We start from the raw sequence: 12,098 nt of genomic DNA on the forward strand, positions 1-12,098 counted from the left end.
GCTGCCACCGGCCGGTGCTGATGGCCAGATCTTTACGCAAGGCAGTGAGGTCCTCACCGCTTAAGTACCGGTCAATAGCCAGCGCCGCCCGGAGGTTCCGCATTAGCTGGCGGTTCTCTTTCTTCATCCCGGCCACCGGCAGCAGGACTCCTTGTTGCCAGAAGGATTGAAGGATGGCGCGAATGCCCCGGTGGGTCTGGGGGAACAGGACGCAAAGCCTGGGAGTGTCCAGAATGGCATCCTGGGCATAGGCCTCTTCCACCAGGCGGGCCAGGCGGCCCCTCTGCAGAGCCACCGTCCCAAACTCGGCCATCAACTCGATGTCTTCCTCGGCCACCACCGTTAGACTGATTAGCTTCTCCGGCTGGTTGGCCCGGGAACGCTTCTGGTGGTTCTCCCGGCCGGAGATGGCCGGAAAAACAATCTGGCCTGGCGTCCGGGTTAACAGATTTCGCTCCAGGTACTCCAAAACGTCTCGCGCCGCCAGGACGGCCTCTTCCAGGGGTACTTCTCTCCTCGTCCTGATCTCGCTGACCAGGTAGTTGAAAAGGCCCTTGGCCTCCAGGGAGGCCGCCTGGGTAAGAATACGCCGGCGGAAAAAGGCGGGGCGACCCACGGCTTAAACCCTCGCTTGTCCAGGTTTTTCCTAAAGGGTTCGCCATGCCGGCTTTTTTTCCTGCTGGCCAGGAGCCTAATCTAAGCCGGGTAAGTATTGCCAGGTTCCGCCCTCCAGGTCAGGGGTGGCAAGGACAATTATACCGATAGGTCGGGAACCATAACTCATCCCTGACCTGGAGGGCGGGTGATAATATCTTATCTCTTACCCCGCTGGCTGCCGCCGCTCCAGCCAGCAGGGTAGGACTTGATTAAGGCAATGTTGACCGTGGTTCTTCTTGCCAGGGAAAGGGAGATGAGGGGTTATAGAAGATAAGGTAAGAAAGCTGCTCCCATTACACTACTATAACTACCAAACTTTGATGGAACTACTTTTACTTTTTCCCTTTGCGATCGCATTACCCTAATAGTTAAATTCTCCCTTAAGGGTTTAAATAAAAGCTCTCCTGCTTTGGCCACACCGCCACCAATAACAATTATTTCCGGATTTAAGATATTCACCAGGCTTGCCAGGGCTACACCAATATATCTACCTGATTGGTAGACTACTTCCCCAGCAAGTGGATCGCCGTTGGCAGCAGCCCGATAAACTATCTCTCCTGTTACTTTGTCAAGCTCACCTTCTACCATTTGTATAATAGCTGAAGTCTCCCCCCTTCGTATACGCTCAGCTGCCCTTCTTGCCGTTGCCGGACCAGAGGCCACGGCCTCAACGCAACCCCGGCTGCCGCAGTTGCACTCTGGCCCGTCAATTTCGACAATAATGTGTCCTATTTCACCCGCAGCAAAATTGGCACCGCGGTAGATTTGCCCTCCCAGAATAAGGCCGCCGCCTATTCCTGTACTAACAGTAACATACACCATATCCTTACTTCCTGCACCGGCACCCAAACGGTGTTCCGCTATAGCCGCGGTATTGGCATCATTCTCTACATATACTGGTAACTTAAACCTATCCTCCAGGATTGATTTCAGAGGGGCGTTATCCCAGCCCAGGTTAGTACCCTGGACCAGGACGCCATTTTCCGGATCTACCGGTCCGGCGCAGCTAACACCTATACCTATTATATCTCTACCGAGATCCAGTCCTGCTGATACTTCGTGAGCACTTTGGGTTATTTGCTCGATTATTCTATCCTTGCCCTCAGTTACAGCGGTAGAATACCGAGTAGTCCTCACAATATTTCCATGGGAGTTTACCAGAGCTGTTAATATTTTGGTACCTCCCATATCAATGCCGATAGTAAATCTAGCGTTGTTCCCTGCCAACATACTATCTTTACCTTTCACCTTTATGCCCACCACATCTCACCGGCAGGCTCGCGGAACAGGCAAGCTTTGAGGCAGCTTACTGCTTTAGAAAAGCCTTCTTGGGAAGATGCCAGGCAATCTTCATGTTCGATACTTAGAACATAATCATAGCCAACCACCCTTAAGGTGCTAATAATGTTTTTCCATACTGCCTCGCTTAGCCCATAGCCTACACTCCTAAAGGTCCAAGAACGCTCTGCTACCTGGTGATAGGGTTTAGTATCTAAAACACCATTTACCTTAATATTACTCGTATCAAGGTAAGTATCCTTGGCGTGTACATGGAAAATGGCGTTTTCTTTGCCCAACACCTTAACTGCTTCAACTGGATCGATACCCTGCCACACTAAATGACTTGGGTCAAAATTAGCTCCTATTTCTGGTCCAACCAGGTTCCTTAATTTCAATAAAGTTTCCGGGTTATAGACCATAAATCCGGGATGCATTTCAAAAGCGATTTTACGTACTTTATGCCTGGCAGCAAAGGCCACCTCTTCTTTCCAGTAAGGAACAAGTTTGGTATCCCATTGCCAGTTTAAAACTTCCAGGTAGTCAGGTGGCCAGGCACAGGTAACCCAATTGGGATGCAAGGAATTATCCGAGTCACCCGGGCAGCCGGAGAAAACATTAATGCATTCTACACCCAACTTTTCAGCCAGCAGGACCGTCTTGCGCCAGGTTTCATGAAACCTGCGCGCAACCTCCTTTTGCGGGTGTAAGGGGTTGCCGTGGCAACTTAAGGCGCTTATAAATAATTCTCTTTCCTCAAGAGCCTTAGTAAAAGCGTTTAGCTTACTAGCATCTGTAAGTAGCTCTTCAGGATTACAGTGAGCGTTGCCGGGATAATTACCAGTACCCAATTCCACAGCTTCCAAGCCATAACTTTTTACAATATCCAGTGTCTCCTCAAACGGTTTACTCTGAAAAAGGACAGTCAATACCCCTAACTTCAAATTACTCCCTCCCAGGAACACTAAAAGTTGTTATTTACTTTCACCCATTTCTGGGTGGCATTGCTTTCTAAAATAGCTTCAATAATGCACATAGCCGCATGCCCATCGGCAAAGGTGGCAAAGTTGGTGGTATCTGCCAGCGGGTCTTTCCCTTCTAAAATAAAGCTATAAAAATTATGCATCATATTCTTTAAACCATCAGGCCACCCTTCGTTATGGCCACCGGGATGATGGATATATTTTTTTGCTTCCGGTAAAAGTAAGGCAGGGTCGGCCATAAGGATCTCGTTGGGCCGTTCGCGGTGGCCAATCCAGAGGTGCTCAGGTTCCTCCTGGTTCCAGAAGGCTGACGATTTACTGCAATCGATTTCAAAACTAAGCCTATTTTTCCTCCCTGCACTTACCTGGGAAACGGTAAAGACCCCCCTGGCGCCACCACTAAAACGCAAGAGTACGGTCGCATAATCCTCTGTTTTTATAGGTACTTCCTCATACTGCCCTGCCTGTAATTCCTGAACCCCAAAAGTTACTACCCCTTGCTTGGGCCTTTTTCTTACAGGAATTACCGTGGCCAGGTCGGCAAATACCTCAGTAATACGCTGTCCGATTACGTGCTGTACGGTGTCACACCAGTGAGACCCGATATCGGCCACCGCCCGGGAACTGCCCCCGACTTCCGGTTCAAGGCGCCAGTTGTAATCTGTATCATAGAGTAACCAATCCTGCAGGTAGCTGCCGTGAACCAGGTTAACTGTTCCTAAAGTACCCTCTCTGATCATTGCCCTTAGTTGTTGCACTAGAGGATACTGCCGGTAGTTAAAGTTAACGCCATGAACTACTTTATGTTCTCGTGCTAATTGTAGGAGTTCGGCAGACTCGCTGCTGGTCATGGCCAGGGGTTTCTCAGATAAGACATGTTTACCGGCCATGATGATATCTTTGTTAATCTTATAATGTAAATGGTTGGGTGTGCAGTTATGCACAACCTTTATGTCTAGGTCTGCCAGCATTTCTCGATAATCGCCGTAGGCTTTGGCAATGCCTAGTTCAGCCGCCTTTTTTTCGGCCAGTTCCTGGTTTGCTTCTGCCAGGGCTACGACTTCGACAATACCCAAACGGCGCACAGCTTCAATATGCGCTGGCCCAACAAAACCGGTACCTATAACTCCAACTTTAATTTTTTGCATGTTTTCCCCCTCCAACTTATAGAAAACCTTCCCGCTTTAAAAGACTTAACAGCTGTTTAGCCACATCCTTTGGTGGTCCTTCTAAACGGTCTGTAGCCCGCTTGGAAATCCCGCCCGAAAGTATCTGCTTTATTCGATCACTTGAACTAAGATTACTGTCGGGGGTAAAAATCTTCTTTGGCCTTGGGGTTGGCATCTGAAGCTTGATACGTTCAGAGCTAGAACGTTTCACCATTGGTTTAAATTCTTTCACTTGTAACTTGGCAGCACGGATTATTTCAGGTAAAGAAGAATACTTAATAGTGCCCATAGTACGATCACACATAACTAAAGCAGGTAAATTAAATACAACCTTCTGACGGCGACCGCGACCTAGTGTCCGGACTGCTATACATTTTCCATCCTTAAAAGATGGTTCAATGGAGACCGCCGCTGTTATTAGTGTTAAGCCAATGAAATTGGCAATAGCCTGCCCGGTACCATCTCCTCCAGCCCCGTGTTGGCCCGTCAATATCAAATTAAATTTATCTTTTTGTAGAGCTTCGGTAACCATTTGAGCACTTGTTAATGCATCTAAATCATCATCAACTTGTATCATTGTCGCTTCATCTGCACCCACAGCCATAATGTGGCGCAGGGTGTAAATATTTTTACCTAGGTAATATAAGCTTATCGTCGTTCCAGGTACTTGTTCTTTTATAGAAACAGCTGTTCTCATGGCTGCAAGATCTGAGACATCTGTAAATGTAGTTACATTAACATCACTCAAATTTCTATTATCATCAGCAAAAATTGGAGACCCTACAGGAACTATTTGTTCTCGAGTTAAAACGGCAATTCTCACTTCTTGTCGCCCTTTCGCTAAACTTCTTTATCCTAGACGGAAACGAACACCAAAGCCGCCTCGAGGATAATTCCAGGTTATGGCTCCTGATTTACAAGAGATACGACACGCACCACATTCCAAACAACCATCGGCAACAAATTGAATACCTTCAGCCTCCATAGTATAACGTTGTGCCGGACAAACATAAAGGCATTCTTTACTGGAACATGATTGGCAGATAGATTTATTAACCGTTATATGGGGTCTTTCATCTGAAATAAAATATACACGCATGAGCTTTTCCAGTATATCCATAGATTACATGTACCTCCACATGTCAATACCATCTCTAATAACTTGCCACATTGATACCTTGTTTCCCACTACGCTTCTAACCATCTTTGCTAGTTTGATGCGCGGTTTGTCGTCAAAGAGAAATAGCTCTTTTGCTATCTCTTCAATAATTTGAGGGTATTCCTGTCTCAAGCGGGGGTTACCTAAAACATGATAAACTTTCCTGTATGTTTCAAGGTTTTTACCAATAAATGATTCGTTAATTTTATCCTGGTATGCAGCCAGAGCTTTTGCTGATACGTCACCGTTCTTCATAGCGAGTACAGCAGTATGGCCTGCAGCTTTACCAGAGGCAAGAGCATAATTCATCCCTTCAAAAGTAAAACCATTAGTAACAACAAAACCTGCAGCATCCCCTGCTACCATAACACCATTACCGTATAATTTAGGCACCATTTCTAAACCAATCTCCGGTACCATATGAGCAGAATACTCCACTAACGTTCCGCCTTCTATAAACTTTTGTATTTGGGGTTGACCCTTAAATTCTTCTAAAAGCATACTAGGTTGCACGGCTGCTTTTTGTAATGAACCTAGATTAACAACGATTCCTAAGGATAAAGTCTTTTTGTTGGTATAAAGGAAAGCCCCACCATGCACGCAATTTAAAAAGGTCCCAATAAATTCATAGGCACTACCCTGATTTTCCTCAAGCCCAAAGCGTTCATTAATTTTTTCAATAGGTAGTAACAATACTTCTTTTATCCCTATCCCAACCTCATGGGGTGAAATGTCTTTTTTGCGCAAACCAGCTTTTTGAGCTAATAAAGAATTTACACCATCGGCACAGATAACGATATCCGCTTCCAACTCACCATCTGGCCGTTGTGTTTTTACCCCTTTCACATAACCGTCCTTAAAAATAAGATCTTCAACTAAAGTATTTGTTACTAAGGTAGCTCCCGCTTCCTCCGCCTGTTGAGCCAGCCAAAGATCAAAATTGGCCCTATTAATGGTGCAAGAGTTATAAGGTGGATTATAAAAGTCCTCTGTCTCAAACTGAAATAAGGTTAAGGATTTAGAAGTAATCATTCCGATACCATTCTTGACAATCCATCGCTCAACGGGAGCTTTATTTTGCCAATCTGTAATCAAATCATCAAGTACTCTTCCATATAACACGCCGCCAGTTACATTCTTTTCTCCAGGGGATGTAGCACGTTCAATTAAACATACATTTAAACCCGAACGTGACATTGTCAACGCTGCAGCACTACCCGCTAATCCAGCACCAACTACAATAACATCGAAATGCTTTACCATCAGAGTTCTCCTCCCAATTCTTCGATTAGTGCGGGTAGTATTGTATAAGCGTCACCTACAACAGCAATATCCGCAGCTTTTAGTAAAGGAGCGTTTGGATCCTTGTTTATCCCGATAATTACCTTGGCATCTCGAATACCATTTAGATGATGGGGAGCGCCTGAAATACCTATACCAATATATATCTTGGGTGCTACCTCATGCCCGGTAAGGCCGATAAGACGGCTGTTAGGGAGAAAGCCTCGATCTACAGCAATTCGACTTCCCCCAAGGGTAGCGCCTATAAGACTTGCAAATCTTGCTGCCATTTCATATCCTTTTCGATCTCCCACGCCACCTCCAATAGCTACAATAAACTCGGCTTCAGTCAGATCAATTTCATCAGGATGGGCTTTGAATTCTCCAGTTATTTCAGGTACCGCGCCCTTTATTAAAGTCAACATCTCTCGGTATTCTACACTTTTATTTCCCGTAAAACGCTTACGACCTGTACCACTTGGAATGACAGTTCCCAAACAAACGCTTGAAATAAGGGTGCGTATCTCATCTACTTTGCCTCCGCATGTTATGCGGTGGATATTAAAGTTGGCATCCTTAATTGAAATTTCCCTACATGAACTGAAAAATGCTCCTCCCAAAGAGGCTGCTGCGGTAGCCAATACACTTTCCCCAAGCATAGTATGTGCTGCTAGTATAAGCCTGGCCTGTATATCTTTTGCTAACTCTGCTAATGCTAGACCTGCTAATTGCCCGCAGGGATCATCAGTAATTCCTAAGGGCAATTCCCAGCACTCATCCAGCCCAGTGTTATTCAATTGATCTTTTAATATACTTCCACGGTGGGTGGCACCCACTAAGGTGCCACCCATTTCGTCGGCTAAACGTCTACCTTCCTTTAAAATACTTTTACTGTCTTCTGAGATGTGTCCTTCTTCTCCTTCTATAAAGGCAAGGACATTATTACTCAACTCATGTTCACTCCTGTTTACAATTTACGCCCGATTTCTTCTCCATCCCAAATGGCCTGTTCAATCATACGTGGTGCTACACAATCGCCAACGCGGTAAAGCTCCGGACATTTACCTTTTAGGGCGTAATATAATTCCTCATGGGAACGGTTGTGAATAACATATATAAAAGTATCATAATCACTCATTTCGACTTCTTGACCCGAATAAACATTCTTTAGTGTCGCGGTCTTTCCTTTTATAGCTGTTACCTCATGATGTGGCGTCATTATAACATCCATTGTGAATAACCTTTGATAAAGCATAACTCTATTACTGGGCTCTAAACCTTGTCCAAAAAACACTAGAGGTGTTACTACATTCACATGTTTGCCTTGCGTTGCCAGATATTCAACCAACCCCGCGGCTTTCCAATGACCATTAAGGTCAATTACCATTACTCTATTACCAATAGAAGCATCCTCTTTAAGGGCATCGTAAACACTATAAACATTTTCTTGTTCTGCTCCAGGTATATCCAATCTGGGTGAATAAGAACCTGTTGCGACTACTACAGCATTGGGTTTTAAAGCTAATACATCTTCGGGAGTTGCTTCGGTATTAAGTCTAACTTCTACTCCGAGACGATTTATTTGCTTAATTAAATAAGAAGTAACTTCTATAAGCTGGTCTCTCAGGGGATACTTACTGGCAAGGAGTACTTGTCCTCCCAATTCATTTTTCTTTTCAAATAGGATAACCTTATGCCCACGCAAGGCCGCTATCTCACTTACTTTTAGCCCGGCAACGCCACCACCAATGACAACAACTCGCTTTTTAATCTCAGCAGGTTTTAAGGTTCCTATACCTAGGGTTTTTTCTCGCCCTGCAGCTGGGTTTTGGATGCAACGTATCGGCTTTTCTTGCATCACCTGATATATGCAACCATCGTTACAAGCTATGCAATGACGAATTTCTTCTAAACGACCTTCGCGAGCCTTATTGGGAAATTCAGGATCAGCTATTAATTGCCTGGCCATACCAATTAAATCAGCATGCCCGTCGGCTAGGATTTTTTCTGCTTGAACTGGATCATTGATACGCCCAAATGCTATAACAGGTAACTTAATGTTCTCTTTTAAGGCTGCACTCATATAGACAGCAAACCCTGCGGGAACTGCGGCAGGTGGAATTTCCATATAGAAACTAGAAAAAGTACCAGCATCGGTATTAATGTAGGTAACTTCACCAGTTTCTTCAAAAGCCTTGGCCAGTTCAATTCCATAATCAAGGTTATATCCCCATGGTGTAAATTCATCTAGGCAAAGGCGTATACCAATTGGGTATTCGGGACCAACAGCCATACGAATTCCATGGATAATTTCCATAGGCAGTCTTAAACGATTTTCAAATGATCCACCATATTTATCTTTTCGTCGGTTAAAAAACTCCGAAACAAAAGAGCGCAATAGTCCGTCATGGGCGACTTTTATTTCAACCCCGTCAAACCCTGCCTTCTTAAAATTTTGTGCGGTTTTAACGAAACCATCAATTACTTCATTTATATCTTCGATCTCCATTTCTTTCGTGTTAAATTGGCTTGATGGTTCTGGCATTTGTGTTGGAGCAAATAAAAGTTGTGGAGGATTCATTAACGTTGTATGTCCACCATGGTTAATTTGACCAAAGATTTTGCTGTCATACTTATGAACAAGATCGGCATATTTACTTAAACTAGGAATAATTTCCGGGTCCCAACCGTGGATGAAACGAGTTGACATCTTCCCCGACTGAGTGCAGGCAACTGCGTACATAATAATTAAACCTGCTCCACCTTTTGCACGTTCAGCAAAATATAAAGCATCTCTTTCGGTGGGCATACCCTCTTCACTGCTTAAAGCATTAAAATGGGGTTCAAAAACTATCCGGTTTTTCAACTTAACGTTACCAAGAGTAAACGGAGTAAAAAGATATTCAAATTGACTCATGTTTAATTACCTCCATATAGTAATTTAAACCTCTGTACGTCTAACCCAAATATCTAGTATAACTGCCAGGGCTATTATTAACCCTTTAATTATTAATTGGTAGGCATAAGTCATGCCAAGCAATGTTAATCCATTGCTTACAACACCCATAATTAACGCTCCACCTAAAGTTCCGATCACTGAACCTTGTCCACCGCTAAATTTGGTTCCACCTAAGACTGCTGCCGCGATTGCGTCAAGTTCCCAGCCTGTCCCAGAATCAGGGACTCCAGCTGATAAACGACCAGCTAAAACGAGACCGCTAAATGAAGCTAGTAGGCCGCTAATAACAAAAACCATCGTCTTGATGAATTGAATATTAACACCTGCCAGGGCTGCTGCATTTGCACCACCTCCCGTTGCGTAAATATGTCTACCAAAAACTGTTTTATTTAGAACAAAATGTAGGATGGACAAAATAGTAATCAGGTAAATTAAAACTATGGGTATTAAACCTATATTAGCAGTTGTAATCTCAACAAATAATGAGGAACTTATTGTTACTGGTGCAGATCCAGGAGTAGATGCTAATGATAACCCTCGTAAAACGGACATTGTAACTAAAGTGGCAAGAAAAGCCGTGATTTTTACCTTTACTACCATCAATCCATTTAAAAGACCAATTAAAGCCCCTAATACTAGGGCCCCTCCTATAACAATAATTGGGTTTAATCCGTTTTTCATGCTAATAGCTGCTACCATTCCCGTTATACCGATAATAGACCCTACGGAAAGATCAATTTCTCCTGCAATGATTACAAAAGTCATCCCGAAAGCCACTATTGCAATCATTGACATTTGCCGGATTATGTTCATGAAATTCCTTACGCTAAAAAAATAAGGAGATAAATAACTAAAAATAGCTACCGCAATAATAAGCCCCAGAAAAATAATTACTTGTGATTGAGCTGTTAACTTTGCTATTTTTGTTTTATAATCCTCTTGCACCAGACTCACTTTCAAAACCTCCAGTTGCATAATATAAAATCTTTTTCTCTTCTATATCTGCCCCACTAAGGAAAGCTCTCACCTGTCCTTCATATAAAACTAAAACATTATCGGCTATAGATACTAGTTCTGGTAACTCTGATGAAACGATGATTATTGCCATTCCTTTTTCCGCAAGGGTACGAAACAAAGCATGCAATTCAGCTTTAGCTCCTATGTCAATCCCCTGGGTAGGCTCATCTAATAATAAAATTTTAGGGTTATGGTTTAAACATCTCCCTATAACGACTTTCTGTTGGTTACCACCACTTAATTTCCCAACTAATTTATATGGATCACAAGGTTGTATATTTAACTCTTGGATATTTTTGCTGGCGATATGATGTTCAGTTTTAAATTTTATAATCCCGTTGGGAAATATATTTGCAAGTGCGGTTAGACTTAAGTTTGCCATTACGGACATCCCAGGAATTATGCCTTCATTTCTTCTATCCTCTGGAACTAAAATAATTCCGAGGCGCAATGCATCCTGGAGGGATTTTATATTATATTTCTTACCATCCACTTTAATATTCCCAGAGATATTGTTATCTAACCCACAAATTGCCCTTAAAATTTCTGTTCTTCCGCTTCCCAAAAGTCCTGCCAAACCTAAAATTTCGCCGCTACGTACTTTAAAACTAACGTTATTGATTTTTTTCCCTGTAAGCTTTTCTACTTCTAATAATGGTTCCCCAAATTTTTTACTATGCTGTTTACGTTTAGATAGCTCATCAACTACTTCTTTTTCACCTATCATCATACTAATAATTTCTTTTTTATTTACATCCCGAGTTAATACTGTGTTAACTTTCTTGCCATCTCTTAGAATCGTTATACGATCGGCTATTCTAAAAATCTCATCCATACGATGTGAAACATATATTATAGCCGTACCTTGTTTTTTTAATTTATCTATAACGCCAAAAAGCTTTTCTTGTTCATCCTGCGTTAAAGCTGAAGTTGGCTCATCCATTACAATGATCTTTGCATTACTTGTAATAGCCCTTGCTATCTCAACAAGCTGCCTTTCACCAACACTTAAATTCTCTACAATAGTTTTAGGGTTTAATTTTAAGCCTAGATATTCTAATATACTCCTAGCCTCATCTTCCATTTGTTTGTTATCTAATAGTATTCCTTTCTTCTTTTCTCTAGCTAAAAACAGGTTCCCTGCAATATCAAGATTAGGTAAGACACTTAGCTCCTGGAAAATCATTGCGATTCCTAATTCCTGAGCCCTTTTCCTCGAGTTTATTTGAACTTTTTGCCCGTTTAAATAAATAGTACCCTTTTCAGGCCGATACACTCCGGCAAGAATTTTCATGAGTGTTGTTTTTCCAGCCCCATTTTCCCCCAATAGGGCATGAACCTCACCTTTTTTTACTGAAAAAGTAACATCATCTATTGCTTTTACCCCTGGAAAAATTTTTGTTATATTTTTCATCTCTAATACATAGTCTTGCAAAATATCTCACCAACCCCCTGATGCCCAAGGAGTATAAATCTCCTCCAATATTTTATGTGAATCTATATGAACGGTTTTTCATTCATCATGATAGGCTACACGAGGAGTAACTCTTGTATTTTTTACCTTTATGTAGGTTAGCCCATAATTGGGCTAACCT

The 12,098-nt window shown here is 42.8% G+C and carries 11 protein-coding genes; all 11 read right to left on the reverse strand.

The window, feature by feature from the left end; translation table 11 throughout:
- A partial coding sequence (locus MOMUL_RS10025) for a DUF1670 domain-containing protein (protein ID WP_153018349.1) occupies window positions 1–616 on the reverse strand: 616 nt, incomplete at its 3' end.
- Window positions 617–918: 302 nt separating this feature from the next.
- Complete coding sequence (locus MOMUL_RS10030; protein WP_064774389.1) at window positions 919–1,887, reverse strand: ROK family protein; 969 nt, start codon at window positions 1,885–1,887, stop codon at window positions 919–921.
- A 20-nt stretch (window positions 1,888–1,907) separates the two neighbouring features.
- A complete protein-coding gene (locus MOMUL_RS10035; protein WP_062284597.1) occupies window positions 1,908–2,879 on the reverse strand; it encodes a sugar phosphate isomerase/epimerase family protein in 972 nt (323 codons plus the stop codon).
- Between the two features lie 20 nt (window positions 2,880–2,899).
- Window positions 2,900–4,066 carry a Gfo/Idh/MocA family protein gene (locus tag MOMUL_RS10040; protein WP_062284599.1) on the reverse strand — a complete coding sequence of 389 codons (1,167 nt, stop codon included), beginning with the start codon at window positions 4,064–4,066 and terminating at the stop codon, window positions 2,900–2,902.
- A gap of 16 nt (window positions 4,067–4,082) precedes the next feature.
- The gene (locus tag MOMUL_RS10045; RefSeq protein ID WP_084785583.1) at window positions 4,083–4,910 is read right to left on the reverse strand and encodes an electron transfer flavoprotein subunit beta/FixA family protein; all 828 of its coding nucleotides are present in this window, start codon (window positions 4,908–4,910) and stop codon (window positions 4,083–4,085) included.
- Between the two features lie 27 nt (window positions 4,911–4,937).
- Window positions 4,938–5,207 carry a ferredoxin family protein gene (locus tag MOMUL_RS15810; RefSeq protein WP_084785584.1) on the reverse strand — a complete coding sequence of 90 codons (270 nt, stop codon included), beginning with the start codon at window positions 5,205–5,207 and terminating at the stop codon, window positions 4,938–4,940.
- 3 nt (window positions 5,208–5,210) lie between these two features.
- Window positions 5,211–6,509 carry an FAD-dependent oxidoreductase gene (locus tag MOMUL_RS10050; protein ID WP_062284602.1) on the reverse strand — a complete coding sequence of 433 codons (1,299 nt, stop codon included), beginning with the start codon at window positions 6,507–6,509 and terminating at the stop codon, window positions 5,211–5,213.
- Window positions 6,509–7,477, reverse strand: a complete 969-nt coding sequence (locus tag MOMUL_RS10055; RefSeq protein WP_062284604.1) for an electron transfer flavoprotein subunit alpha/FixB family protein — start codon at window positions 7,475–7,477, stop codon at window positions 6,509–6,511. Before MOMUL_RS10055 ends, MOMUL_RS10050 begins: the two co-directional genes overlap by 1 nt.
- 17 nt (window positions 7,478–7,494) lie before the next feature.
- Window positions 7,495–9,444, reverse strand: a complete 1,950-nt coding sequence (locus MOMUL_RS10060) for an oxidoreductase (protein ID WP_062284606.1) — start codon at window positions 9,442–9,444, stop codon at window positions 7,495–7,497.
- Between the two features lie 24 nt (window positions 9,445–9,468).
- Window positions 9,469–10,440, reverse strand: coding sequence for an ABC transporter permease (locus tag MOMUL_RS10065; RefSeq protein ID WP_062284608.1), 972 nt, complete (start codon window positions 10,438–10,440; stop codon window positions 9,469–9,471).
- Window positions 10,415–11,938 (reverse strand): sugar ABC transporter ATP-binding protein, encoded by a 1,524-nt coding sequence (locus MOMUL_RS10070; RefSeq protein WP_062284610.1) that lies wholly within the window; start codon window positions 11,936–11,938, stop codon window positions 10,415–10,417. Before MOMUL_RS10070 ends, MOMUL_RS10065 begins: the two co-directional genes overlap by 26 nt.
- Window positions 11,939–12,098 lie beyond the last annotated feature (160 nt).

The organism is Moorella mulderi DSM 14980 (genome assembly GCF_001594015.1).
Taxonomy (GTDB): domain Bacteria; phylum Bacillota; class DSM-521; order Neomoorellales; family Neomoorellaceae; genus Neomoorella; species Neomoorella mulderi.

What these genes read in the sequence shown, in the direction of transcription:
- MOMUL_RS10030 (WP_064774389.1), bottom strand. Translation starts at nt 1,887, where the DNA reads ATGTTGGCAGGGAACAACGCTAGATTTACTATCGGCATTGATATGGGA.
- MOMUL_RS10040 (WP_062284599.1), bottom strand. Translation starts at nt 4,066, where the DNA reads ATGCAAAAAATTAAAGTTGGAGTTATAGGTACCGGTTTTGTTGGGCCA.
- MOMUL_RS15810 (WP_084785584.1), bottom strand. Translation starts at nt 5,207, where the DNA reads ATGGATATACTGGAAAAGCTCATGCGTGTATATTTTATTTCAGATGAA.
- MOMUL_RS10050 (WP_062284602.1), bottom strand. Translation starts at nt 6,509, where the DNA reads ATGGTAAAGCATTTCGATGTTATTGTAGTTGGTGCTGGATTAGCGGGT.
- MOMUL_RS10060 (WP_062284606.1), bottom strand. Translation starts at nt 9,444, where the DNA reads ATGAGTCAATTTGAATATCTTTTTACTCCGTTTACTCTTGGTAACGTT.